The organism is Ascidiaceihabitans donghaensis (assembly GCF_900302465.1).
GTDB lineage: Bacteria > Pseudomonadota > Alphaproteobacteria > Rhodobacterales > Rhodobacteraceae > Ascidiaceihabitans > Ascidiaceihabitans donghaensis.
In genome coordinates, this window is record NZ_OMOR01000001.1 from 367,443 (window position 1) to 391,072 (window position 23,630).

Annotated in this window: 25 protein-coding genes; 9 read left to right on the forward strand and 16 right to left on the reverse strand. The window is 54.4% G+C overall.

What is annotated here, in order from left to right; translation table 11 throughout:
- Positions 1–31: 31 nt before the first annotated feature.
- The 5 genes from ASD8599_RS01865 to ASD8599_RS01885 all read right to left on the reverse strand — a co-directional run bounded on the left by ASD8599_RS01865 (position 32) and on the right by ASD8599_RS01885 (position 5,943).
- A complete protein-coding gene (locus ASD8599_RS01865) occupies positions 32–1,135 on the reverse strand; it encodes a flagellar basal body P-ring protein FlgI (RefSeq protein ID WP_108826962.1) in 1,104 nt (367 codons plus the stop codon).
- The gene (locus ASD8599_RS01870; RefSeq protein ID WP_108826963.1) at positions 1,132–2,136 is read right to left on the reverse strand and encodes a flagellin; all 1,005 of its coding nucleotides are present in this window, start codon (positions 2,134–2,136) and stop codon (positions 1,132–1,134) included. Before ASD8599_RS01870 ends, ASD8599_RS01865 begins: the two co-directional genes overlap by 4 nt.
- A 2-nt stretch (positions 2,137–2,138) precedes the next feature.
- Positions 2,139–3,593 (reverse strand): flagellar hook-associated protein FlgK, encoded by a 1,455-nt coding sequence (gene flgK / locus ASD8599_RS01875; protein ID WP_108826964.1) that lies wholly within the window; start codon positions 3,591–3,593, stop codon positions 2,139–2,141.
- A gap of 70 nt (positions 3,594–3,663) precedes the next feature.
- Positions 3,664–4,974 (reverse strand): flagellar hook protein FlgE, encoded by a 1,311-nt coding sequence (locus ASD8599_RS01880; protein ID WP_108829955.1) that lies wholly within the window; start codon positions 4,972–4,974, stop codon positions 3,664–3,666.
- A gap of 123 nt (positions 4,975–5,097) precedes the next feature.
- Positions 5,098–5,943: a flagellar motor protein MotB gene (locus tag ASD8599_RS01885; RefSeq protein WP_108826965.1), complete on the reverse strand. Its 846-nt coding sequence runs from the start codon at positions 5,941–5,943 to the stop codon at positions 5,098–5,100.
- A 236-nt stretch (positions 5,944–6,179) separates the two neighbouring features.
- On the opposite strand from ASD8599_RS01885, the gene ASD8599_RS01890 reads away from it, so the two are divergent.
- Entirely contained in the window at positions 6,180–6,527 is a 348-nt protein-coding gene (locus ASD8599_RS01890) for a PadR family transcriptional regulator (protein ID WP_108826966.1), read from the forward strand.
- Complete coding sequence (locus ASD8599_RS01895) at positions 6,524–6,934, forward strand: hypothetical protein (protein WP_108826967.1); 411 nt, start codon at positions 6,524–6,526, stop codon at positions 6,932–6,934. The genes ASD8599_RS01890 and ASD8599_RS01895 overlap by 4 nt, the downstream gene beginning before the upstream one ends.
- Positions 6,935–6,990: 56 nt before the next feature.
- Here ASD8599_RS01895 and trhO read toward each other — a convergent pair whose 3' ends face one another.
- On the reverse strand, positions 6,991–7,890 hold the full coding sequence (gene trhO / locus ASD8599_RS01900; protein ID WP_108826968.1) for an oxygen-dependent tRNA uridine(34) hydroxylase TrhO: 900 nt from the start codon (positions 7,888–7,890) through the stop codon (positions 6,991–6,993).
- Between the two features lie 50 nt (positions 7,891–7,940).
- Between trhO and ASD8599_RS01905 the strand changes: the two genes are divergently transcribed.
- Positions 7,941–8,819, forward strand: coding sequence for an alpha/beta fold hydrolase (locus tag ASD8599_RS01905; protein WP_108826969.1), 879 nt, complete (start codon positions 7,941–7,943; stop codon positions 8,817–8,819).
- Positions 8,820–8,841: 22 nt separating this feature from the next.
- Positions 8,842–9,444: a bifunctional nicotinamidase/pyrazinamidase gene (gene pncA, locus ASD8599_RS01910; RefSeq protein WP_108826970.1), complete on the forward strand. Its 603-nt coding sequence runs from the start codon at positions 8,842–8,844 to the stop codon at positions 9,442–9,444.
- Here pncA and ASD8599_RS01915 read toward each other — a convergent pair.
- Both ASD8599_RS01915 and ASD8599_RS20210 read right to left on the reverse strand, forming a co-directional pair.
- Positions 9,430–9,825 carry a group III truncated hemoglobin gene (locus ASD8599_RS01915; protein WP_108826971.1) on the reverse strand — a complete coding sequence of 132 codons (396 nt, stop codon included), beginning with the start codon at positions 9,823–9,825 and terminating at the stop codon, positions 9,430–9,432. The two genes, pncA and ASD8599_RS01915, sit on opposite strands and share 15 nt — an antisense overlap.
- Positions 9,825–9,986 (reverse strand): hypothetical protein, encoded by a 162-nt coding sequence (locus ASD8599_RS20210; protein ID WP_181364385.1) that lies wholly within the window; start codon positions 9,984–9,986, stop codon positions 9,825–9,827. The genes ASD8599_RS01915 and ASD8599_RS20210 overlap by 1 nt, the downstream gene beginning before the upstream one ends.
- A gap of 80 nt (positions 9,987–10,066) precedes the next feature.
- Between ASD8599_RS20210 and ASD8599_RS01920 the strand changes: the two genes are divergently transcribed.
- Positions 10,067–10,525 (forward strand): RrF2 family transcriptional regulator, encoded by a 459-nt coding sequence (locus tag ASD8599_RS01920; protein ID WP_108826972.1) that lies wholly within the window; start codon positions 10,067–10,069, stop codon positions 10,523–10,525.
- 31 nt (positions 10,526–10,556) lie between these two features.
- Entirely contained in the window at positions 10,557–11,849 is a 1,293-nt protein-coding gene (pncB, locus tag ASD8599_RS01925; protein ID WP_108826973.1) for a nicotinate phosphoribosyltransferase, read from the forward strand.
- Here the strand turns inward: pncB and ASD8599_RS01930 are convergent.
- From ASD8599_RS01930 to ASD8599_RS01960, 7 genes are all read right to left on the reverse strand, one after another.
- Positions 11,846–12,733: a DMT family transporter gene (locus ASD8599_RS01930; RefSeq protein WP_108826974.1), complete on the reverse strand. Its 888-nt coding sequence runs from the start codon at positions 12,731–12,733 to the stop codon at positions 11,846–11,848. The two genes, pncB and ASD8599_RS01930, sit on opposite strands and share 4 nt — an antisense overlap.
- A 68-nt stretch (positions 12,734–12,801) precedes the next feature.
- The gene (gene arfB / locus ASD8599_RS01935) at positions 12,802–13,224 is read right to left on the reverse strand and encodes an alternative ribosome rescue aminoacyl-tRNA hydrolase ArfB (protein ID WP_108826975.1); all 423 of its coding nucleotides are present in this window, start codon (positions 13,222–13,224) and stop codon (positions 12,802–12,804) included.
- Positions 13,225–13,535: 311 nt separating this feature from the next.
- Entirely contained in the window at positions 13,536–14,171 is a 636-nt protein-coding gene (locus ASD8599_RS01940; protein WP_181364386.1) for a queuosine precursor transporter, read from the reverse strand.
- Positions 14,172–14,262: 91 nt separating this feature from the next.
- On the reverse strand, positions 14,263–15,081 hold the full coding sequence (locus ASD8599_RS01945) for an esterase-like activity of phytase family protein (protein ID WP_108826977.1): 819 nt from the start codon (positions 15,079–15,081) through the stop codon (positions 14,263–14,265).
- The gene (gene mepA, locus ASD8599_RS01950) at positions 15,054–15,983 is read right to left on the reverse strand and encodes a penicillin-insensitive murein endopeptidase (RefSeq protein ID WP_108826978.1); all 930 of its coding nucleotides are present in this window, start codon (positions 15,981–15,983) and stop codon (positions 15,054–15,056) included. Before mepA ends, ASD8599_RS01945 begins: the two co-directional genes overlap by 28 nt.
- Positions 15,983–17,350: an MFS transporter gene (locus ASD8599_RS01955; protein WP_108826979.1), complete on the reverse strand. Its 1,368-nt coding sequence runs from the start codon at positions 17,348–17,350 to the stop codon at positions 15,983–15,985. The genes mepA and ASD8599_RS01955 overlap by 1 nt, the downstream gene beginning before the upstream one ends.
- Before the next feature lie 71 nt (positions 17,351–17,421).
- On the reverse strand, positions 17,422–17,976 hold the full coding sequence (locus tag ASD8599_RS01960) for a thioesterase family protein (RefSeq protein ID WP_108826980.1): 555 nt from the start codon (positions 17,974–17,976) through the stop codon (positions 17,422–17,424).
- Positions 17,977–18,097: 121 nt separating this feature from the next.
- Between ASD8599_RS01960 and ASD8599_RS01965 the strand changes: the two genes are divergently transcribed.
- From ASD8599_RS01965 to yaaA, 3 genes are all read left to right on the forward strand, one after another.
- Positions 18,098–18,385, forward strand: coding sequence for a YggT family protein (locus ASD8599_RS01965; protein WP_108829956.1), 288 nt, complete (start codon positions 18,098–18,100; stop codon positions 18,383–18,385).
- 89 nt (positions 18,386–18,474) lie between these two features.
- Positions 18,475–20,520, forward strand: a complete 2,046-nt coding sequence (gene recQ, locus ASD8599_RS01970; protein ID WP_108826981.1) for a DNA helicase RecQ — start codon at positions 18,475–18,477, stop codon at positions 20,518–20,520.
- A 32-nt stretch (positions 20,521–20,552) separates the two neighbouring features.
- A complete protein-coding gene (yaaA, locus tag ASD8599_RS01975) occupies positions 20,553–21,323 on the forward strand; it encodes a peroxide stress protein YaaA (RefSeq protein WP_108826982.1) in 771 nt (256 codons plus the stop codon).
- Between the two features lie 3 nt (positions 21,324–21,326).
- On the opposite strand, the gene ASD8599_RS01980 is transcribed toward yaaA, so the two are convergent.
- Positions 21,327–23,558: a response regulator gene (locus tag ASD8599_RS01980; RefSeq protein WP_108826983.1), complete on the reverse strand. Its 2,232-nt coding sequence runs from the start codon at positions 23,556–23,558 to the stop codon at positions 21,327–21,329.
- Between the last annotated feature and the right edge of the window lie 72 nt (positions 23,559–23,630).

The window sequence follows — 23,630 nt, forward strand, 5'->3', positions numbered from 1 at the left end:
ATCGGAACAGAAGCTACGCTCCCCGCTGCCGTTAACGCACGATGAATTCTGCGTGTAATGCACCTGCGGCTTTTATGCTTTTTAGAATATCGATCATATCTCTGGGAGATACGCCCAAAGCGTTGAGACCACCTATGACTTCCGACAAAGACGCACCTGACGGTATTTCTGCTAAACCAATGCCGGGCTCTTCTTCGATGGCTGCATCCGTACGTGGAATAACAACGGTCTCACCCTGCGCAAATGGGTTGGGTTGAACCACCAAAGGGGCCTCTTGAATACGTAAAACAAGATTGCCTTGGGACACAGCAACTCGCGATATGCGAACATCTTCGCCCATAACGATCGTGCCCGAACGTTGATCGACGATAACGCGGGCCTTGCGTTCCGGCTCAACTGAAATGTTTTCAATACGTCCCAACGCGTGCGCGACTGAAATCATACGCGTGCCTTCAATGTTGAGTGAAACAGTGCCAGAGTCCAACATCAGTGCAACACGACGCCCGAAGTTTTTGTTAATTGCTTCTTCGATGCGTGCAGCTGTCGTAAAGTCCGCATCACGCAGTGCAAGACGCACGTCTTCCAAATCCGATAAGTTAAAGTCGATCTCACGCTCGACGCGCGCTCCGGAAGGAATGACACCAGCTGTTGGCACACCCTGTGTAACCTTGGCGCCGTCGCCTTCCGCAACTGCGCCGCCCGCAATAATCGTGCCTTGGGCCACAGCATAGATCGCCCCGTCCGCCGCATTGAGCGGTGTCATGATTAAGGTTCCCCCCAACAGGCTTTTGGCATCACCAATCGCAGAGACGGTAACATCCACCTGCCCTCCGGTTCGGGCAAAGGGTGGAAGGCTTGCAGTCACCAAAACTGCGGCAACGTTCTTTGGTCTGAACTGTTCGCCTGCGACGTTTACCCCCAAGCGTTCCAAAATATTGGACATTATCTCTTCGGTGAAAGGAGAGTTTCGCAAACCGTCACCGGAGCCGTTCAATCCGACCACCAAGCCGTACCCGACAAGGTCGTTGCCGCGTACGCCGTCGAATTCAACCAGGTCTTTGATGCGTACTGGTCCCGCAGTCACACTGAAGGCCAGTGCCATCCATACCACAATTGCCATGATGAAGCGGATCATAGGAAATTGACCAAAGTTAATTCCGATGACCGAACGGTGACAGTATATAGACTTTGTAATTGAAATTGGACTTCCTCCAGGCGTGTGGCTGTCTCATAGGGATCTACGCTTAACAAAGCGCCTTTGGCGTATTCCAAACTCGTGCTTTCTATTGAATTGCGTGTTGCGATGTCATCGATGCGCTCTTCGATAAAGCCGATATTCGCGCGCAACGCTGTCACATCGGCGGCATTTGTCATCAACCCGACGCCAGCATCGTTCAACAAGGCCGCACGTTCGGTGAAATCAATCCCCAAAGCCGCGTCGTCTGCCAGGGCCGCGACCGCCACGTTTCGTATGACGTCTTTAATTGCCTCATCATTCGCACGTACATCCAATGACAAATCCTCATGCTCTGAGAGGCGAAATGGTGCCATTGCGTCACTAGAACCTTGATAAATCACGGCATCAAAACCGGCGGGGTCGGCAAACCATGCGTCGACTGCTGCGAGTTTATCAGTTGGTCCAATTTGACCTGCCATAACACTTCTGACGGAGTTCAAAATATCGGTGGATGAGGCAAGAGGTGCCTGATTTGACGCGGTGCCTGAAAAAATACTACGTCCCGCAAGATCAGTGTTCAGCGTGTTCACTATAGCGCCCAACTGTTCACGGGCTTCTACCGTGACTTGTCTGGATACAGCGTCGATACCGCCTGCAACAACAGACAGAATATTGGTTCCCAGATCGGTGCTTTGTGTTTGCACCACGTCTAAAGCGCTTTGCATCGCACTGGTGAATTGTGTGGCTTCTGCAGAGGAAGTTTTATAGGCATTCAGGTGCGACATACTGGTTTCGATGTCGCTTAAGTAGCTGAAATTCCCGGCTAGTATGCTTTTTATGTCCGCGATTTGACCGCTGGCCAGTTCTTGATTCAATTTGGACATTTCAGCCCTTAGGCCGCTTCCTCGTCGCTGCAAAAGATATGAATGGGCGAGATCGCCGATGGAAACACTATTCATCTTCAGATCCTCAGAATTGTTTGCATCATGTCGTCGACTGTTTCGATAATTCGGGCATTTGCTGCATATGCTTGTTCAATTAAAATCAAGCGGCGCAGCTCCTCGTCGCTGTCAACACCATCAGCCAATTCAAGCTGCGTCAGCTCTTGCAATTGTGTGGACGCGAAGCTGAGTTGCTGGTCCGAATTTTTACGATCGGCCGCCAATGTCGACATCATGGAGGCAGTTAAGTCGTTCGCGTCATAGCTGCCAGTTCCGAACCCGCCGGATCCCGGGACCCTTGTTGTCTCCAGTGCGTCACCTAAAGACTGAAGCAGGCGTGCATCGCCTACGTTTCCAGGCGCTGCAGCCCCGATCCCATCCCTAAGTCTCCATGTTTCGCCCCCCTGTTTGGGGTCTACCAGGGCATTTAAAGATATCCGGTCGGACAGGCCAACTTCATCCAAAGGGTCAAAGGCTGTGCCGCCATCTGTGAAAAGACCTGCCATACCGACCCCAAGCGTCGGGTCCACGGCTGGATCTTGAAACCGTTCAATCAAGTCCCTTGCGACGGCGTCCAACTTTTCCTGTGCTTGAGGCGCAAGTTCGTCACGAATTGCAAATTGAGCTCCCAATGTCCCGCCGCGGAGTGACCCACGTTCCGATCCTGTTTGGACGGGGTTATCGTTGACCGTTAGACCTGAAAGCGAACCTGCCGCTTCGGACATGTAGGGGGTCACAATGTTGACGGGATCAAAGCCAACCTCTGCGGCGGATCCGTCTAACAGAACGGAGCCCCCTGTGGTGTAAAGTGCGATGGATCCGTATTGGCGTTGAACGGTGCGTACAGGGACCATTTCGCTAACTTCATCAACAAGTTTTTGGCGGACGTCATGTAAGGCTGCAGCATCTCCACCTTGAGAAAAGGTTGACGTGATCATACCGTTGAGATCTTCAAGCTCTTGAAGTGCATCGTTCAGACGTCTGACCTGTGCGTCTATGGATCGGTCTGCTTGCGTGCGGGCGTCCTGAATTTCACTCGCGGCTACGTTGATTTTGGTTGCCAGATCACGGGCACTGTTGAGGGCAGCACCAAGGCGTTCAGGGGCATCAGGGCGGCTTGATGCAGTGATAAGACTGTTTCCCAAATCCGCGACCCTTGCGGACAACGAATTCGGGTCATCGGGCGTACCCAGCATCGTTTCCAGCTGATCAAGAAAGCCCGCAGTGGCGCTCCGATTGCCAAAAGTCGCGCTGGCCAATTGTCGATCCGCCAGTAACACGGGATCGACATTGCGCACGATTCCATCAATGCGCACACCACCGTTGCCTCCCATGATCGACGGAGACAATTCCAGCATGCGTTTTGCATATCCCGGTGTCAGTGCGTTTGACAGGTTCGACGACACGACTTCGGCTGCACGCCCCGTTGCACGCAAGCCCGACATCGCATTGTTTAAAGCGCCACTGATTGTCATGGATTTCCCTCAATTTGTGCTGACCAGTCAGCTGAGAATGTGAAGGGAGCGGGCGTGATGCCCGCACCGTTTATCGTTTGATGTTCGTTGTTTCTTGCAGCATTTCATCCACTGTTTGGATGACTTTGGCATTTGAAGAATAGGCCCGTTGTGTTTGGATCATTGCTGTCAATTCACCTGCAACGTCTGTTGCGGATTCTTCCCTTGCAAAGGAAACCACATCGCCTGTCGGGCCATCACCTGCGTCCCAAAGAAAATACGACCCGCTTTCTGGTGAGGGCAAATATGTTTGATTGTCGAGCGCGACCATTCCGTTGGGGTTGGGCAAGTCAACCAATGGCACCTGATAGATCGTTCGGGTGATCCCAGTATCGAAGAATGCGTGGACGTACCCATTCGCATCCACCTCAACACTGGTCATATTGCCGACAGGTGATCCGTCTTTGATGATCGATACCGGCGCGAAGTCATCAGACACCTGCGTTAACCCGTCGCTTTCGCCAATTTGTCCGATGTTGATTTCCATTGGACCGCCTTCGACGTTCACGATGAAGCTGCCTGTGGCGGGGTCATATGTGCCACCTACGCCCCCAACGGTCGCCACCGAGGCCAATGTGCCCCCTGATGTGCGCGTGTCGTCGAAGGTCAACGTGTATTCCCCGATTGTGACGCCAGGCTGCGCGGAATCAGTCAAAGTCATTGTCCATTCGTTGGACGATGCAGTGCCCGAAGGTACAGTTGGGGTAAATGTAACTGCGATGTTTTCCGATGTGCCAAGATTGTCAAAGTATTCGACAGAGGTTTCCCGAATGTCGCCGACTGCGCCTGGTTCGGTTTCCGTGGCGGGTAGATTGATGCCCAATTGAATGCGCGTTGTTGGTTCACCCGAGAACTGGTTGACGTTGATTTGGATGGGTTCCAAACCATCTGCTGTATCTCTTGGGTAAAGTGGAACGGACCCATCGGGCAGTGCTGGCCATCCCAATAAAACCAGGCCGGATTGCGACCGCAAATACCCTTCTGCATCAGTCCGGAAAGATCCGGTTGTCGTCAGAAACATCTGATTTGAACCGTTGCCAACCTCGACTTCGGAGGCTTGAGCGACTGGCAACATGCCCCGTCCACGAACAGCCAAATCTGTAGCGTTGGAAGTGGACACCAAAGGCCCGCGTTCATCAATCAATCTGTGTGCGGTTGCTCGAACACCGCCAGCGGAATACGTGCCACCAGCGGACGAAATAACCATGGACTGGAAATCTGTTGCGACCCGTTTGTATCCGTAAGTTGACGAATTTGCGATGTTGTCTGAAATCGACGCAAGCCGCGTCGCATTTGATTGAAGCCCGGCCACACCTGCATTGAGAGAAGAGGAAATTGTCATGGAAACGCCTTTCTGCTGCACCACTCTGAATTGAAGCAACTGATAGGCCATGCGATTTAACGCGGAGCTAACATTTAAAATGCGTTCTATTTATTCCGCTTTTTGTTTGAGACTGCGCAAAGGTCATTCGCGCAGCATTACTATTTCCAAACGGTTGTTCCGCAACGCCATTGGATCACGAGAGACAGGTTCCCGATCTGCGTGGCCCGTGACACGCTGAATCCGGTTAGCTTTCATGCCGACATCTTCAAGAAGTAGTCGCATTGCCGTGGCCTGTTGGGCCGACATGTCCCACACGCGGTTTTCAGCGACGACGATGGGTTTTGCCGGTACGTGGCCGCCAACAGCCACTTCATTCGTTACAGTTTTGGCCATGTCCACAATCAATACAGCAAGACTGCGCAACAGTGACGTGGGTTGGTCTGTGCCCGGTTCAAACAATAAACTGTCTTCTCGGGCGAATAGCTCAATAATCAGCCCTTCATCTGTGACGCGTGTTGTTATGTGTTTCAGAGCGTTTTCCATCACGGCGCTTTCACCGCCATGCCCCAATAGCAAGGCTTCCATTGTTTCAAATGCCTGATTCTCCGCATCGGCATTGGCTGCACCACCTTCTTCGGACATGCCGGAGTCTCCGCGGGCTTGGCCCTGTTCCGTTGGGCGCTGGGCGGTTGCCCCTGTACCATTTTGCGGCAAGGTTTCTTCGGAAAACACGCTGCGTCCGCCAAAGGCGCCGTCGCCGCCGCCAGAAATACGGTTGATTGGAATCGTCGGCGAAAAGTAATCCGCGATTCCCTTGCGTTGTTTTTCCGTCGTTGCGTTTAACAGCCACATCAACATAAAGAACGCCATCATCGCGGTCACAAAATCCGCATAAGCGACTTTCCAGGCCCCACCATGGTGCCCGCCGCCTTTGATAACTTTTTTCTTCTTTATGATGATGGGTGCGACATTTGCTTGCGCAGTCATTTCCACCACCTCATTTTCACCCAAGTGCAGGTGTAGCAGGCAGGTCTTACGCGGCTCTTAACAATTAGAATTGTCATGATCTTGTTGCAGATTTGTGACCGCCTTAAGAAACAACACGACAACTAAGTTCGGATGTCTAAAGGTGCGCCAAGCCATATTAGGAAGTTACATCTGAAATTCAGAAGATATTGATTTCTACAGTTGCATGTCCTATCTTCTGAATATCAGGAGATATTATGCAACACGTAAAACTATCTGACAGAGAATTAAAGGTCTTACTGGCTATCCTGCGCTGCGGTGCGGACGCATATGGGCCGCGCATTGGCCAGAAGCTGGAAGAACACACAGGCGAGCGTCTTTCCTTAGGCGCGTTGCATTCCGCGTTGGAGCGTCTGGAAGACCGCGGCCTTGTTGGCAGTCATATGGGCGAGGCGACGGCTGTGCGGGGCGGGCGGCGCAAGCGGATGTATGAGGTGAAGGCCGAAGGGCAGATCGCCGTACAGCATGCGGTGTCGGTGATTGGGCGCATGGCGCAAGGGGTTGTTTCGCCATTAGATGAAGTAAGCGAAGGAGGCGCGATATGAGACTGAGATTGCCAGCGCGGATGCGTAAGTATGAGTCACATGAAAAACTGTCTTTCATCGTGTTCTATTTCTTCATTCTGACGGAAGCGGCGCTTTATGTCCGTAAACCCGAAAGCGGTTCTCTTTCCGTGTTTGATGTGCTGATTTTCACGTTGCTAGGGCTTGGTCTTCTCATCACGATGGTAAATGCAAATGCGAGACGATTAGATGTATCGCGAACAGAGTTCATTATGATGCAAATGTGCTCGAAGGAGGACACAGAAGTCGCTTTTGGCGACCTTCTTGAACGCACAAAGGGTCAGCGAACCGCTTGGTTCGCGTATGAAGCGGTTGTTCTGATGTCCAGCTTGGTGTGTCGGCGCGCCAGAGGTCTTTTTCGAAAAATTTTTGGTCAGTCGCAGGGCTAGGCGGGTTAAATCCTGCCTTACTGGCTGGCATCCGTAAGGTGTCGCCTGTGGCGCACCTAACCTAGGTGTTCGCTGCCGCGTTTGCGGGCCAATTCGATCTGTTTTTGGCGTTCGCGGAAACGGTTCTTGTCGGCCTCTGATGTCACGTTGATGCACTGATGGCAGCTCACACCAACAACAAACTCTGACCGCTTTAAGTCCTCGGGGAACAAAGGTTTGCGGCAGGCGTGGCACAGCTGGTGCGGCCCGACTTTTAATCCATGCCCAACCGACACCCGGTTGTCGAAGACAAAGCAATCGCCGTCCCAAGTGCTTTCGGCTTCTGGCACCTCTTCAAGGTATTTCAGGATGCCGCCCTTCAGGTGGTAGACATCTTCGACCCCTTGACCCAACAGGTAGTTGGTGGATTTTTCGCAGCGGATGCCGCCCGTGCAAAACATGGCGATCTTCTTGTTGTGGAAGCGCTCTTTGTTGGCCTCCCACCATGCTGGAAACTCGCCAAAGCTGGTAGTTTCGGGGTCAATTGCGCCTTCAAATGTGCCGATGGCCACTTCGTAATCGTTGCGGGTGTCGATCACAGCCACGTCGTCTGACTGGATCAAAGCATTCCAGTCTTCGGGCGCCACGTAATTGCCGACCTTCGCCCGCGGGTCCACGTCGGGTTGCCCCATCGTCACAATTTCACGTTTCAGGCGGACTTTGATTTTGCCGAAAGGGGCTGTGTCGGCAAAGCTTTCTTTCCATTCCAGCCCTTCACATCCCGGCAAAGCACGAATGTGCGCCAGCACCGCATCGATGCCGGAACGCGGGCCTGCGATGGTGCCGTTGATCCCTTCGCCTGCCAGCAGCAACGTGCCTTTCACATTCTGGTCCAGACACAGCGCCTTAAGCGCCGGACGCAAGCCATCGGGGTCATCAAAACGGGTGAAGTGGTATAGGGCAGCGATTGTGTACATGGGCGCGGAGATACGCTTGTGCGTACGTGCTCGCAAGGGGGCAGTGACGTGTGGGAACCTTTGACGCACCGTGGTGCGCACGTCACGGTTTGGAAATGGATGATGCGTTTTACGAAGATGTTGAAGGTTGGAGCGGTCCGGGACGCTTGCTGCGGGTGCGAGGTTCGGTTGAGGCCGGCGTTCCCGTGCTTATCACGCATGGCACTTTTTCGGATGCGTCGACGTGTGTGCCTATCGCGCATTTTTTCGGGCAGCTGCGCCCGACCTATGTGATCGAATGGCGCGCCCGCGATATTGGCTGGGGGCATGTGCAGCGTTTTGATTACACCGACTTGGCTATGGATGAACTGTGCACGGCCTTCGCCCATGTGCAGGCTTTGCACGGCGGTTCTGTGCATTTTGTGGCGCATTCGGGTGGTGGGTTGGCGGTTTTGTTGGCCTTGGCGTTGAAACCTGACGTCGCACAGATGTTGCGGTCGATGACGATAATTGCGGCCCAAGCCACATGGCGGAACCCTGATTGGCGCAGCCGCGTCAGCGTTGCAGGGATGGAGCGCTTGGGGCGGCGCATCGGGTATTGGCCAAAGCGTTTTTTGCCAATCGGGCCGTGTAGCGAAGCCGGAACGCTCAAGTCGAATTGGGTGTCTTGGACCAAAGCCGGGTGCATTTTTGATCGGGACAGGCGCGATGTTTTGGCTATGGTGCGTGGCCAAAAGGTGCCAAGTCTTGTTTTGGCTGGGGCTGCCGATCATGACATTGCACCACCTCATGCGTGTCAGCCGATTGCAGCGGCCTTGGGCGCGCAGTTTGAAGTTTGTGGGACAGCAACGGGACATGGTGAGGATTTCACACACCCGCGAATTTTCAAATCCCGCGCCGCCGCGCAAACGGTGTTTCCAATGATTGCCGATTGGATCGCCGCGCAGTAGAGAGAGAACAAAGGAGATCTCGATGTCCCGTGCTTTGATTGTGATCGATGTTCAGAACGATTTTTGCCCCGGTGGTGCGCTGGCTGTTGCGGGGGGCGATGAGATTGTGGATGGAATCAACGCGCTGATGGGCGACGCGGGCGCTGTTGTCTTAACGCAGGATTGGCATCCGGCCGGGCATTCGTCGTTTGCGTCGTCCCATGAAGGGCAGGGGCCTTATGACGTGGTTGAGATGCCTTATGGGCCGCAGGTTCTGTGGCCGGATCACTGTATTCAAGCCAGCCCCGGCGCGCAGTTCCACATGGGGCTGCACCGCGACAAGGCGGATATGATCATTCGAAAAGGTTACAATCCTGCCATCGACAGTTACTCGGCGTTCTTTGAAAACGATCAAACGACGCCGACGGGGCTGGAAGGGTATCTGCGCACCCGTGGCTTTGAAAAGCTGGTGATGGTGGGATTGGCGACAGACTTTTGCGTGAACTTCTCAGCGGTGGATGCGGCGAAACTGGGGTTTGAGGTTGAGGTGCGTCTCGACCTGTGCCGCGCCATTGACCTGAATGGATCGTTACAGGCGGCGATAGATGGGATGACGGCGGCTGGGGTGACCTTAAGCGACGCCTAGTTTGGGCGGGCCGTTGTGGCCGAACTGTTCCAATCCCATGCTTAGACCGCGCCCAATACGGTGGGCCAGCGCGCTCCATTGCGCGGAGATGTCTGCAGGCAGTTCTTCGTTCAAAACCACATCAAACAAAGCCAACCACGTTGGAAAATGCGTTGCCATCACGTTACCTGCATCCATATGCACGCGCATGGGGTTTCCTGAATAGACGCCGGACCCCAGAATTGCGTTGGCCCAGAATCGCGTGATTTTGGCCTCGTGGGGGTCCCAATCGGTGACATGGGTTGCAAAGATCGGGCCTAGCGTGGGGTCGGCACGCACGCGCGTGTAGAATCGATCAACAACACGGGCGATGTCGTTCTCTGTCACGTCGAACCGGCGCATCACGACGCGGCCATCACGGCCCACATCACAAATAATATGACGATCAGGTAAACCAGCATGTTGAACATGGAACGGATCAGACCTTGGTCGGATGTTGGTTCAACACCCAATGCTTCACAGATTTTGGTTCCGGGCCACAGGATAAGATCAGAAACAGACATGTGTGATTCCTTTAATGCGTATTTTAGATGCGTAATAACTATTTCCTTTTATTCCGCAAATCAAATGCTAAATATGTCGCATGCAGCTAGATAAGTTCACCGACTATGCCCTGAGGGTGCTTGTGATCCTCGCCGTGCGTGCGCCAGAGCGCTTGCCGACGTCTGCCATCGCCAAGATTTACGACCTGTCAGAGCATCACCTGTCCAAAGTCGCGACGGCTCTTGTGCGCGGTGGATTTGTGACGTCGGAACGTGGACGCAGCGGGGGCTTGTTGCTGTCGCGGTCCGCCGATCAGATCAACATAGGCGACGTCGTGCGAAGCTTGAAGTCGGATGATCCTGTGGTGGAATGCTTCGGGTCCGGGTCATCTTGTTGCATCGTTCCGGCTTGCGGTTTGCGCACCCCATTGCAGCAGGCCCAAGACGCATTCTTTGCCGCCCTAGACGCCTATTCCTTGGCTGATGTGACCCAGCAACACAGCGCTTTGGCTGCGCTATTGACCCCACAAGACCCCCTTGCCCCTGCGCGACCAGACTGATCTAAATCACCCAAGTCAGGGAGGACCATCCATGGTCGATATCGCAAGCCGCGTCTGGAATCATAAGTGGAAGATAGACCCGATTGTGCGGTCTTTGATCGACACGGATTTTTATAAGCTTTTGATGTGTCAAAGTATTTTCCGCAACAAACCGGATACGACTGTCACTTTCAGTCTGATCAACCGCTCCAAGCATATCCCGCTGGCTGATTTGATCGACGAAGGTGAATTGCGTGAGCAATTGGATCATGTGCGGTCGTTGTCCTTAAGCCGCGGCGAAAGCACATGGCTGCGGGGCAACACGTTTTATGGCAAGCGGCAGATGTTTCGCCCCGACTTTATGGAATGGTTTGAAGGCCTGCGCCTGCCGCCCTACCACCTTGAACGCGTCGGCGATCAGTACGAGCTGACGTTTGAGGGTAAATGGCATGAAGTCATGTTGTGGGAAATTCCGGCGTTGGCCATTTTGATGGAGCTGCGCAGCCGTGCTGTTCTGGACCAGATGGGCAAGTTCGAACTGCAGGTGCTCTATGCGCGTGGCATGACGCGCGTTTGGGAAAAGATTGAAGCCCTGCGCGACGTCCCTGACTTGTCTATTGCGGATTTTGGCACCCGTCGCCGTCATTCGTATCTGTGGCAGGACTGGTGTGTGCAAGCGATGCAAGAGGGGCTTGGAACAAGTTTTACAGGCACATCAAATTGCAAAATCGCCATGAACCGCGAAGTAGAAGCGATTGGCACAAACGCGCATGAACTGCCGATGGTGTATGCCGCTTTGGCCAAAGACGATACTGCGTTGTTCCAAGCACCTTATGACGTGTTGTCGGATTGGCATGATGAACACGAAGGCAACTTGCGCATTATTTTGCCTGACACCTACGGCACGCAAGGGTTTTTGGACAACGCGCCGGACTGGTTGGCGGGTTGGACGGGCATTCGCATAGATTCCGGCGATCCAGCCACAGCGGCTGAGGTTGCATTGAAGTGGTGGAACGCACGTGGTGAAGACCCGAAAACCAAGCGCATCATCTTCTCCGATGGCTTGGATGTTGAAAAGATCAAAGAGCTGCACGCACAGTTTTCAGGCCGTGTCGCCACCAGTTTCGGCTGGGGCACGCTGCTGACAAACGACTTTCGCGGCTTGGTCCCTGACGATGCATTGGCGCCATTTTCGCTGGTGTGCAAAGCGGTGCAAGCCAACGGAAAGGCCACGGTCAAGCTGTCGGACAACCCCAAGAAGGCCATGGGCCCCGCAGAGGAAATCGCGCGTTACAAACGTGTATTTGGTGTAGGGGATCAGGTGGCGCAAGAGGTTGTTGTTTAAGGCCGGTTTCGTCGTTCACGCCAGACGATCAACAGCCCACCCAATGCGATCAGGATGGCACCCGGAAACAGGGTGTCCCAAGGGGCTTCGTCGAAGAACAGCCATCCCAACACGAAGGCCAAGGGAATGCCAAAGTAGCTGAATGGTGCGAGGTTGCTGGGTTCGGTCATGCGGTAACTCGCGACCAGAAACAGCACAGCTGTGCCACCAAAAGCGCCCATCGCAATGATCCAACCCATGTCTGCAAAGGATGCGATGGGTGTGAAACCGCCCCACCAAAGTGCAAGGAAAAACGCACCAACCGTAGAGGCAATGGTCGAATAGACACTGACCAGCGGATTGGGGACATCATCATCGAACAACCGCGCTGTAATCGCGACCAGCGCATACAAGGCTGCGGCGGCCAATGGCAAAAGGGCCGTGACGGAAAATGCATCGCTGCCGGGTTGCATGACCAAAATCACACCGGCAAAACCGATCATTACAGCGCTCCAGCGGACCCAACCGACTTTTTCAGCCAGCACAGGCACGGAAAGCGCTGTCATGAACAACGCGTTGGCGTAGGTAATCGTCGAGGCTGTGGCAAAGGCCATTAATCCCAAAGACAGATAGAAGCAAAGCTGCGCCCCGGTCACGATCACACCGCGCATCAATGCCAGCTTCCATTGCCGGATTTTCCAGACGCGCCCAGAGGAACGCCATGCAGCGGATGTCCACAACGCAAGGAAGGACGGCACCAACCCGAATAGGTTGCGCCACGCTGAAAGTTCTGCCGCGGAATAGTTCGAAGACAGGTGTTTGATAATCAACCCCATCGCATCAAATAATGTCAGCGCAATAAGGCTCAGGACAATGGCAAGGCCGGTGCGGTCAGTGGGGCGCATGGTTGGCTTTCATAGGGTGCGGGGTTTGATTTTAAGGGGGGCTCGCAGGTGTTTGTGCCTATTTGGATCTAGCTGTCGGGATCAACTTTGCCGCGCATCGATTTGACCTCGCCGCGCACCTTCTTGGCCTTTAGACGTCGCTTCTTTGAACCAAGCGTTGGACGTGTGGCAATGCGCCGTTTGGGGGCGACCAAAGCCTTGCGAATAAGATCGGCAAGGCGGTCGCGGGCCAGATCGCGGTTGCGCGCTTGGGATCTGGTTTCTTCACAGTAAATGATCAATGCACCCTCTAGGGTCCAACGTCTGCCAGCAAGGCGTTTCAATCGTGTTTTTACGGGCGGTGGCAGGGACGGGCTGGTGGCCGCTTCAAAGCGCAGCTCTACCGCTGTAGATACTTTGTTCACATTTTGCCCGCCTGGTCCGGACGAACGCACAAAGCTTTCCGTAAGCTCCCAGTCCTGAATGGTGATGTCTTCGTTGATGCGGATCATAACATTTCTATAAACAACTGGGGCCCGACGAAAAAGGGCCGCCCAAGGTAGGCGGCCCTTTCGAAAGTTTCAGGAGGGATCTCGGTTAGACCGGATGGATCCACTTGGACGGTTCACACCGTCATGGGCTGCCTTAACGGGCGACCTCCCAAGCTGTTCCGACACCTCGCTCCAATATCTTTCTCGACACTAGATCACCTCCTTTACATTTGTTTAAGACACCTGAATCGTCGCACAGGTTTTCAAATCTGCCAAGACATTTCTACAAAAAACTGTCTTGGCTAAAGGATCGGACCCAAACCGCTGCCGCTTTAACGGGCCGCTGTCAGGCGTGCCGTCAGAATGCGGAACGGAACCAGTGCCAACAAGGCCACGCCCAGCTTCACCAGCCAATCGGCAAAGGCGAGCGTCACCCACAAGGGGGCTTCGGGGCCGGACATCATGAAGGGCACAGCTTCCCACGCCCAGTTGATTGCGCCGTCTGCATTGGCGCCAAAGATCGTGACAGAAGCCGAAAAGGCGATGGTGAAAAACAAGGCAGTGTCCAGCGCCGATCCCACGATGGTCGATGCCAAAGGTGCGCGCCACCACGCGCCGGTGCGCAGGCGGTTGAAGATGCTGACATCGGTCATTTGCGCCAAAAGGAACCCAACCCCTGACGCAACAGCGATACGCAATGGCACGGCGGGGCCGTATTCCAGCATGATCTGGCTGCCGATCAGCGAACAGATGATCCCTGTCACAAAACCTGCAAACACGACGCGGCGTGCAGCAGCGACCCCGTAGATGCGATTCATCACATCGGTGACAAGAAATGCCAACGGGTAGGTGAACGCGCCCCACGTAAGCAGGCCGTCAAGGATCAGAAATTGAACAAGGATGTTGGAGGCAACCACAATGGCCGCCATGGCGAAGATGCCCGGAAGAAGGCTGGAAAGACGTGTCATAATGTATCCCGTTTTATCAAGGTAGCGGAGAACTCGGCCCGCACCATGCGGACGGGCGGTCTTTAGGCCCGCACGCGCTGCGATGCAAGCGTCATTCCGTAAGACGGTATTCTACGACCTGATTGCGTTGTAGCGGTTGGAAGTTGTCGTCCGACACCAGTGTCAGCCGGATGTGACCATCGGGGTCTGTCCAGACCGTGATCCCTTCCAGATTGTCGTGTTGCAGTGCAAAGGTGGTCAGCAACAGCTTTTCGCCCAAGTCTGGCTTTGCCAAATCGAAACGCCGTATTTGGCTGCGAAACCCGATTGGGGTGAAATGACGTTCTAACAAATACAGAAAGCCGTCTGGCCCGAAATCAGCCCCGACAGGCACAAACGGTCCGCGTTTCGGAATAACATCGGTCTTGGTCCATCGGCCTTGATCAAACACATACAGCGGGAAAGGCGCGTCACTTGTACCGGTGCGTTCTTGTAGCGTGTAAAGGCGCCCATCCGCATCGATGGCCAAGGCCTCAAGGGCGCGATTGGATGGCATTTTGCGAAAATCCGAATGCCTGCGCAGGGACATCCCGTCCAATGTGCGGATGCGTGCAGGCCCTTCAAAAGACACGTAGGTTTCGGACGGTGTCATCGCCAGCCCTTCGGTGTCCTGCTGCGTCGGGGCGATGTTGGCGGGGCTTGCCTGAACTTCTACAATCACACCAGCGGCATCGCGCATCAGATGCAGATCAAAGAAGAAACCACGATCGGAAACAGCTAAGGCATGAACCCCATCGCCGGTTTCAATCGCCGATAGCCCGCCTAACGTTTTGGCGGTTCCATCGATGGACGTCGCAGACATAAAGTCCAGCGTTTGCGCCCCCAAAGAGGACGCAAACAGCGCTAATCCGACGCCAAGACTGCGGAACATGAGCCCGGAAGGTCTGCCACGCGCAATTCACGACGCGGTTTGGGCGGCTTTGCGTTTGGATCTCGTGGTTTTGGGGGGGGCGGGTTCAAGATGTCTTTGACCCATTGGCGTGCATCCGCGCAGCCGTCCCCTTTGGGTGGGGCTGCTTGATCGACGCAGCCGCGTGCACCTTTGGGGCATTTCAGGCGCACATGGAAATGGTAGTGGTGACCGTACCACGGGCGCACTTTATTCAGCCACGACCGGTCGCCTTTTTCGTCGTTGCACATTTTCACCTTTGCGCCGGGGAAGACAAAAATGCGGGCGGTGCGTTTGTCTTTGGCGGCGGCTTTGATGATTTCGTGATGCGCGGGCGACCAATTGGAATTGGTATAGGCCCCTTTGGCGCGACGCGTGGAAATGCTTGAGATATTTTCGCGATCCGTTGTGCTTAGGTTCAGGTTTTTGGCGGGCAGCATCCAGATGTCCGCGTCCAATCCAATCTGGTGGCTGCGGTGGCCTGTTAACATCGGCCCCCCGCGCGGCTGGCTCAGATCACCCACATAAAGCCCGTTCCATCCGGGTTGCGCCGCCGCTTTGCGCGACAGCTTTTGCACCATGTCCACAAGTTCGGGGTGCCCCCAGTTGCGGTTGCGTGACAGGCGCATCGCCTGCCATGTGGGGCCGGTTTCCGCCAGTTGTACGGACCCTGCCGCACAGCCCTTTGCGTAGCTGCCAAAAGCGGCTGGACGCTGTGCCGAAGCGCTGCGTTTCGCGCCAAAGGCAGACTTTGCCAAGCCGCGCAATTCGGCGGCGGTTGGTTCTTTCACAGGGGTGCCGTCGATGTTGGTGTCGGAACTGCCAGCGCAGGCGACAAGAACAAAGGCTGCCACCATGGCAAAGGTACTGCGGATCTTAATCATTACTCATGTTCTCCGTCCGGTTTCACCCAGAGTAACAGGATCAGGCCAATGATGAAAAGCACAACCAGCGGTGTCACGCCCAACCTTTGGGAGCCCGTGATTTGGCTGGTCACCGCAATCAGGAAAGGCGCCATGAAAGACGTGGCTTTGCCCGAGAGCGCGTAAAGGCCAAAGGCTTCTGTGATGCGCTCTGGTTTGGCCTGACGTGTCAGCATGTTGCGGGATGCGGATTGAACAACGCCGCCACCTGCACCGATCATCGCACCAGCCACATAAAACGCGATGTTGGGCAGGGGCGACCCTTCACCGACATTCAGCCAAAGAACAGACGTCGGGGTCAAAGAAATGATAAGCATCGCTGCCGCCATCAGCACCAAAACGCTGCCCACAATCACAGGTTTTGGACCCATGGATTTGTCAATGTAACCTGCAACCCAGCAAAATACCGCCCCGCTGACTGCGCCCAGAATGCCAAAGACCCCGACTTGGGTGATCGACCAGTCCAAAACGCCCAAAGCGTAAATGCCGCCAAAAGTGTATAGCCCGTTCAATGCGTCGCGATAGAACATGGATGACCCCAGATATGCGAACAAAGACGGGCGTGAGGGCAATGATTTGATAGTGGTAAACAGCTCTGCCAAGCTGTCTTTGATCGAATAGGCCGCTTTGCCAACCACGGGTTCGTCGCGCATGTACATGAAGAACGGGATCATAAAGACCGCAAACCAGATGGCCGTCATGGGGCCAACGATGCGGGTGTCCGCTTTTGTTGCAGGGTCCAGCCCGAACAAGGGTTTCAATCCCAACATGGTGTTGCCGGTGTCGGTGGCTTGAAACAGTCCCAGCATGACCAGTAACGAGACAACCCCGCCAACGTAGCCAAAGGCCCATCCCGATCCGGAAATGCGCCCAAGGTCGTCTTTGTCCCCAAGGGTGGGTAGGTAGGAGTTTGTGAAAATTGTCGTGAACTCCATACCGATCAGTCCGATTCCGAAGAAAATCAGAGTGGTCACCACCGAGAAATTGTCGGGCGCGGCGAGCCACAATCCCATTGCGCCAACAAAGTACATGACGGAAAACAGCCAGATCCACGGCATTTTCCGGCCGGAATTGTCAGAAACCGATCCAAGAACAGGCGCAAGAATGGCGATCATGATGCCCGTGGCTGTTAGCCCGTATCCCCAGTACGCTTGGGCCAGCGCGTCTGCCGCGTCTTTTTCAAGGCCCGTGCCAACAAGGTTCTGGCTGGCCACTTGGGCGAAATAGGGCCCGAAGATGAACGTCAAAATCAATGTGTTATAGGGCTGGCTGGCCCAGTCGAAGAAGTACCAACCCCAAATGCGCTTGCGTTGTGAAATCTCTGCCATGCCCTGTCCCCGATCTGTCCGTCGTTTTTTGTTAACGGATTAAGAACAGGCGCGGGGCTTTGGCGCAAGAATTAACTGTCTTGCGCGGGGTCTTGCATTGGGGGCCAGGGGCGCTGGGCGTCGGCATCTACCCAGGCTTTGATCCAGTCGGGAAAGGGTGGGCTAACGGGATCGCGCCCCAAGCCTTCGGCGACGCGGGCAGGGTCAATGGCCTTGCGGTTTTCCAAAACGGCAGCGCGGTACAGGATGTGGTTGGCGCACGTTCCATCGGGGAAAAACATCGCGTGTTCAAGGTAAATGAAACGGTCATCCCAGCACACTGCGCGGCTGTGGGTGGTGAACTTTTGAAAAATAGTGATGCGTTTGCGGTAACGCACAGTTGCCCCGGCCATGGCCAGCGCCCATTTTTTCTTGAACAGCAATGCAATCAACCCGCCACGTTGCGCCAGCGCGAAGCGTCCCAGATCCGAGATCGTTAGCACTCGACCATTGTTCATTTCTGCAAACATGTCCAAGTCCCATGGCCAGCAAATGTGGTGCGAGACATGCGTGTCATTGAAATTTTCCAAAGGCGGCAGGCGGCGCGCCATCAGGATGTCTTTGAAAAAGCGGATGAAGGGAAACATGCGGGCTCCTTTGTCGTTTGAAATGGAGGCGTTGGCGCGCAGGTCAAGCATTAACCTTGCGGCAGGGTTGCCGTTTTATGTAGGGACGCCTAACTGTTTGGTGGAAATCGGAGGATCATGGATGATCATTATTTACGATGCACTGCAATTGGTTTTGGGTGTCGCCTATTTTATCATCATCGCGCATGTGATCATGAGCTGGTTGATCAACTTTCAGGTGCTGAACCTGCATCAGCCAATCGTTTCGCAAATCTGGTATGGCATTTCGCGCCTGCTTGAACCGATGTATGCGCGTATTCGCAGCTTCCTACCGGCAACAGGTGGGCTTGATCTGGCCCCGCTTGTGGCTTTGCTTGCGGTGATTTTGTTGCGTTCGTCTGTGCTGCCGGTTTTGTTCGGGCTGCGTTAGGTCGCGCGGGCCTACGTTAGGCCTTGTTCACCAAATCGTAGTGTGGGAGTCTGCATTAAAAGAGCAGACAACCCAACAGGATCCGCCCGATGACCAGCGCTGCCACGCTGCTTTCTGACGTTTTTGGCTTTGATGCCTTCCGCGCTGGCCAACAAGAGATTGTTGAGGCCGTAACGGACGGCGAAAACGTGTTGGCCATCATGCCGACGGGTGGTGGTAAATCCCTTTGTTTTCAATTACCTGCTTTGATGCGGTCTGGGGTGACTGTGGTGATTTCGCCGCTGATCGCTTTGATGCGCGATCAGGTGCGGGCGTTGCAGGAAGCGGGCGTTTGCGCGGGGGCTTTGACCTCTGGCAACACCGAAGAAGAAACTGATGCGGTCTGGGACGGTTTGGAACGTGGCGACCTGAAGTTGTTGTACATGGCGCCAGAAAGGCTTGCCTCGTCTGGGACCCGCGACATGTTGCGGCGGGTGGGGGTGTCCTTGATCGCGGTGGATGAGGCGCATTGCGTGAGCCAATGGGGGCATGATTTTCGCCCTGATTACCTGCGCATTGGCGAATTGCGGCGTGCTTTGGACGTTCCCTTGGCGGCATTCACAGCGACGGCAGACGCCGAAACCCAAGTCGAAATCGTGCAAAAGCTGTTCGATGGAACGGCACCGCGTGCGTTCTTGCGTGGATTTGATCGGCCCAATATCCACTTGGCGTTCGCTTCAAAAGACAGCCCGCGTCGTCAGATTTTGGATTTTGCCGCGGCGCGAAAAGGGCAATCTGGCATCGTTTATTGTGGCACCCGTGCGAAAACCGAAGGTATCGCAGGGGCGCTGCGCGACGCCGGGCATGCAGCGATGCATTATCACGGTGGTATGGAAGCCGATGACCGACGGATCGCAGAGCGGCGGTTTCAGCAAGAAGACGGCTTGATTGTTGTGGCTACTGTCGCTTTTGGAATGGGCGTCGACAAGCCGGATATCCGCTGGGTTGCACATGCGGATTTGCCGAAATCAATCGAAGCGTATTATCAGGAAATCGGTCGCGCCGGACGCGATGGGGCGCCGGCAGAAACGCTGACTTTGTTTGGCCCCGAAGATATTCGATTGCGCCGCACCCAGATCGATGAAGGGCTTGCACCACCTGAACGCCGCGCCGCGGATCATGCGCGTTTGAATGCACTGCTGGGGCTGGCCGAAGCGTTGGAATGTCGCCGCAAAACGCTGTTGAAGTATTTTGATGAAACGGACGTCACCTGCGGCTCGTGTGATTTATGTGATGCACCTGTGGATGTCTTCGATGGGACAACGGCAGTACGCAAGGCCTTGTCGGCGATGTTACGCACCGATGAATGGTTTGGTGCGGGGCATCTGATCGACATTTTGCTGGGCAACGAAACGGATAAAATCCGCCAGCGTGGGCATAGTAGCTTGCCGACCTATGGTGTGGGCAAAGAATATGACAAGCGCCAGTGGCAGGCTGTGTTTCGCCAGATGATGGGTCATGATTTGGTGCGCCCTGATCCTGAACGACACGGTGCGCTTCGCATGACGGATGCAGCGTTGCCAATTTTACGAGACGAGGCAAAAATTTCGTTACGCCGGGATACCATCAAATCCGCAGGCAAGAACCGTCGTCCGGCGGCCAAGGAAATGGTGTCTGAAGAAGATGCGCCGCTGCTGAGTGCGCTAAAAGCCAAGCGTCGTGGTTTTGCAGAAACCAACAAAGTGCCCGCCTACATTATTTTCAACGATCGTACCCTGATAGAGATGGCCGAGACACGCCCCAAAACTCTGGATGATATGGCGCGGATCGGCGGTGTCGGTGCCAAGAAACTTGAAAGCTACGGTGCCGCATTTCTGGAAGTGATCAACGGTGAAGCGGAAATGATGCATCCCACCCGGCGTAAACTGGCGGGCCGCGATGCGGGCGATGTGTATGACAGATTGCTGGAGGTGCAGTCGCAATTGGCCCGCGGTGCTGATGGGATCGATAAACCCCTGAGCTGTTCTGCGTCGCAATTGGCCAAAGTCGCGCAAATGCGGCCAGGTGATGTTCAAGGGTTAGAGCGGTTGTTGGGCGACAAACGCTCACAAAGATTTGGGCCGGCATTTCTGGACGTATTGCGGGACGCGGGCTAGATCATGCAACAAGCAAACAAAAGGACACGTACATGTTGGTAGTCATTTCTCCGGCCAAAAGGCTGGATTGGGAAGAACGTGATGTGGCCATGACGGCACCTGATTTTCAGGATGACGCGATCAGACTGACCAAAACTGCACGTAATTTGACGTTGGGCAAGTTGAAGGACTTGATGCATCTCAGCGATGATTTGGCGAAATTGAACCGCGACCGGTTTAAGGCGTTTGAAGATGCACCAAGCGTGGATGTGACCCGTCCGGCCGCCTTGGCTTTTGCTGGTGATACGTACCAAGGGCTTGAAGCGCAGACGTTGGATTCTGACGAAATGGCATGGGCCCAAGAGCATCTGCGTATTTTGTCGGGGCTCTACGGCGTATTGCGGCCACTGGATGCCATTCAGCCCTATCGTCTGGAAATGGGCAGCCGTCTAAAAACACGCCGTGGTACTAATCTGTATGAATATTGGGGTGACGATCTGTCAAAGGCTTTGAACATGCAAGGTGCGTCTGTTGGGACAGAAACCTTGATCAATTGCGCAAGCCAAGAGTATTTCGGAGCTGTTGCGATGAAGTCCCTGAAACTGCGGGTGATTACACCGGCCTTCATGGAAGACAAAGGCCAAGGTCCCAAGATTGTGAGCTTCTTTGCCAAAAAGGCACGCGGGGCAATGGCGCGCTTTGTTGTGCAGAACCGTCTGACGCATCCCGACGATATTTTGGGATTTGAAACGGGTGGCTATGCCTATCAACCTGATCTTTCCACAGAAGATAAACCGGTTTTTGTCCGCCCTTACCCAACCTAGGCCTTAGCTTGCCTGAGCCTGATGTTGCATGGGTGGCGTGACATGCGCGGGTGCGCAGGCTTCAATCCGTTCCATGATTTCCGGCTTGCGCAATGGTTTGGTCAGATAGTGATCCAAACCGGCTTGCAGTATTCCTTGGTCGTCGCCGTCCATGGCGTGCGCGGTTAGCGCAACGATCGGCACGTGACCGCCCGTGGTTTGTTCAAGTTTTCGGATGGCGCCGGTTGCTTCTTTGCCGTCCATTTTTGGCATCGAGATGTCCATGAAGATCAGGTCCGGCTCGAAGCTTTCAAACATTTTAACGGCCTGAAGCCCGTCGCTTGCGAACATCAACTCGATGTCCAGTTCTTTGACCATCTTTTGAAACACCAACCTGTTGGTCTTGTTGTCTTCCGCGGCCAAAATGCGCATTTTTCGGGTGTCATGGGGCGTGGCCAGTTCCTCTGACCAACCGATAGGTGTGGCATCCGCCGTTTGTTCCGCTACAGGGGGTATGACCTCTATGCTGTGATCTGCACCAAGCGATTCCAGCTTTGCGAACAGTTGCTTACGTGGCACCGGCTTTTGCATCAAAGCGTGCAAATGCTTGCGGGCGGGTTCCTTTTCGGCAAACCCGGGGTCCGAGCTGAGTAAGATAATCGGGGTGTCGTCGCCGCGTGAGCGAATGGCTTCAGCCAACTCCATACCGTCCATTTCAGGCATGTTGTGGTCGGTCAGGATCAAATCCACTGTGCTGTCCAGCTGGGACAATGCATTTTTGCCATTCGTGCAGCTTGTGACGGTAAGGCCCAACAGTTCTAGTTGTTTTTCCAAAATCGTACGGTTTGCGGCGATGTCATCAACCACCATCACATGATGCAGCCCGTTGGGGATCAAAGGCGCCATTTGCGTCTGGTCGTCCGTGGTGTCCATCGTAAGACGCACCCCGAAACACGACCCTACGTTTTCTTCGCTGGTCACCCAGATGTCGCCGCCCATCAGCTTGATCAAACGCTGTGAAATCGCCAACCCTAACCCGGTTCCGTCGAACTTCCGGTTGCGTTCGTTTTCGACCTGATTGAATTCACCAAAAATATGCCCGACCATATCATTTGCAATGCCGATACCTGTGTCTTCAATGGTGATCGTGACGTCTGCGTTGCCTGTTTCAGGATTCGGAACGCCAATGACGCGTACCAAAACATGTCCGGAGGCCGTGAATTTGACCGCATTGCCCATCAAGTTGGTCAAAACCTGTCGAATGCGTCCCGGATCACCGACGAAGCTGGTCGGTAAGAACAAGTCGTAATCAAGAAGCAAGTTCAGCCCTTTGTCCCGCGCCAAAGGCTGAAGCAACATGATGATTTCGTGGATGCTGCGTTCTAAATCAAAGGGCTCTGGGTGCAGTTCCAGACGTTCTGCTTCGATCTTCGAATAGTCGAGAACGTCGTTGATGATGACCAGCAGTGCCTCGCCTGAATTTTTGATGGTTTCGACGTACAGCTGCTGTTCCTCGGTTAAATCGGTCTCGACCAAAAGGTCAGACATGCCGACGACACCATTCATGGGGGTGCGGATTTCATGGCTCATGTTGGCCAAGAAGGCTGATTTGGCACGGTTTGCGGCTTCTGCCACTTCGCGCGCTTCATGTAAGTCATTTTCGTTCAGAACAGCGGCTGTGATGTTCAGCCCAAGAGAAACAATGTCGCCGCCTTGCCCACGTCTATCGACCAGTTTGATGTATTGATCGTTCCACAACCGGATGGTGACAGGTTCTGGATCCGGGTCGTGCCAGCGATTGGTCATCATTTCGCGCCAGGCATCGACGGACAGATCGCCGGTATCGACAATGCCTTCGTCTGTAAGTGCTTGTAGAATAGTAATATAGTTGACGCCAGGCTTGATGTTTTCCAACCCGTCAAAGATCGACAAATAGGATTTGTTGGCGGCGACCATCAGATTTTCCGCGTTGAAAAAGGCAAAACCGTCCGTGATCGTTTCAACCGAATGCCATAACCGCCGTTCTGCGATCATGATCTTTTGATTGGCCACGGTCAGGTCTGATTTAACGCGTTCGTTTTCATCACGAACAGTTGCGACTTCGGCCCGTGTTTCTACTATTTCATTGCTAAGCGCCTGCGCGTGTTTGCCCAATTTGCGGTTTGCAGCAAAAAGTTCGGCCTGTTTCAATTCCAGCAAACGTTCCGCAGCCAATCGCCCGCGTCGTTCTTCTGCCAGTTTGTTGGCCAGAGTCATCTGGTGCTCCGTTTTGTCGCAATACTTTGCGCGTACATTCGCTGGTTGAGGTGAAGATTGACTTAACCAGCA

Coding starts and splice junctions, on each gene's coding strand:
- ASD8599_RS01865 (WP_108826962.1), bottom strand. CDS start 1,135: ATGATCCGCTTCATCATGGCAATTGTGGTATGGATGGCACTGGCCTTC.
- ASD8599_RS01870 (WP_108826963.1), bottom strand. CDS start 2,136: ATGAATAGTGTTTCCATCGGCGATCTCGCCCATTCATATCTTTTGCAG.
- flgK (WP_108826964.1), bottom strand. CDS start 3,593: ATGACAATCAGTGGCGCTTTAAACAATGCGATGTCGGGCTTGCGTGCA.
- ASD8599_RS01880 (WP_108829955.1), bottom strand. CDS start 4,974: ATGACAATTTCCTCTTCTCTCAATGCAGGTGTGGCCGGGCTTCAATCA.
- ASD8599_RS01885 (WP_108826965.1), bottom strand. CDS start 5,943: ATGACTGCGCAAGCAAATGTCGCACCCATCATCATAAAGAAGAAAAAA.
- ASD8599_RS01890 (WP_108826966.1), top strand. CDS start 6,180: ATGCAACACGTAAAACTATCTGACAGAGAATTAAAGGTCTTACTGGCT.
- ASD8599_RS01895 (WP_108826967.1), top strand. CDS start 6,524: ATGAGACTGAGATTGCCAGCGCGGATGCGTAAGTATGAGTCACATGAA.
- trhO (WP_108826968.1), bottom strand. CDS start 7,890: ATGTACACAATCGCTGCCCTATACCACTTCACCCGTTTTGATGACCCC.
- pncA (WP_108826970.1), top strand. CDS start 8,842: ATGTCCCGTGCTTTGATTGTGATCGATGTTCAGAACGATTTTTGCCCC.
- ASD8599_RS01915 (WP_108826971.1), bottom strand. CDS start 9,825: ATGCGCCGGTTCGACGTGACAGAGAACGACATCGCCCGTGTTGTTGAT.
- ASD8599_RS20210 (WP_181364385.1), bottom strand. CDS start 9,986: ATGTCTGTTTCTGATCTTATCCTGTGGCCCGGAACCAAAATCTGTGAA.
- ASD8599_RS01920 (WP_108826972.1), top strand. CDS start 10,067: ATGCAGCTAGATAAGTTCACCGACTATGCCCTGAGGGTGCTTGTGATC.
- pncB (WP_108826973.1), top strand. CDS start 10,557: ATGGTCGATATCGCAAGCCGCGTCTGGAATCATAAGTGGAAGATAGAC.
- ASD8599_RS01930 (WP_108826974.1), bottom strand. CDS start 12,733: ATGCGCCCCACTGACCGCACCGGCCTTGCCATTGTCCTGAGCCTTATT.
- arfB (WP_108826975.1), bottom strand. CDS start 13,224: ATGATCCGCATCAACGAAGACATCACCATTCAGGACTGGGAGCTTACG.
- ASD8599_RS01940 (WP_181364386.1), bottom strand. CDS start 14,171: ATGACACGTCTTTCCAGCCTTCTTCCGGGCATCTTCGCCATGGCGGCC.
- ASD8599_RS01945 (WP_108826977.1), bottom strand. CDS start 15,081: ATGTTCCGCAGTCTTGGCGTCGGATTAGCGCTGTTTGCGTCCTCTTTG.
- mepA (WP_108826978.1), bottom strand. CDS start 15,983: ATGATTAAGATCCGCAGTACCTTTGCCATGGTGGCAGCCTTTGTTCTT.
- ASD8599_RS01955 (WP_108826979.1), bottom strand. CDS start 17,350: ATGGCAGAGATTTCACAACGCAAGCGCATTTGGGGTTGGTACTTCTTC.
- ASD8599_RS01960 (WP_108826980.1), bottom strand. CDS start 17,976: ATGTTTCCCTTCATCCGCTTTTTCAAAGACATCCTGATGGCGCGCCGC.
- ASD8599_RS01965 (WP_108829956.1), top strand. CDS start 18,098: ATGATCATTATTTACGATGCACTGCAATTGGTTTTGGGTGTCGCCTAT.
- recQ (WP_108826981.1), top strand. CDS start 18,475: ATGACCAGCGCTGCCACGCTGCTTTCTGACGTTTTTGGCTTTGATGCC.
- yaaA (WP_108826982.1), top strand. CDS start 20,553: ATGTTGGTAGTCATTTCTCCGGCCAAAAGGCTGGATTGGGAAGAACGT.
- ASD8599_RS01980 (WP_108826983.1), bottom strand. CDS start 23,558: ATGACTCTGGCCAACAAACTGGCAGAAGAACGACGCGGGCGATTGGCT.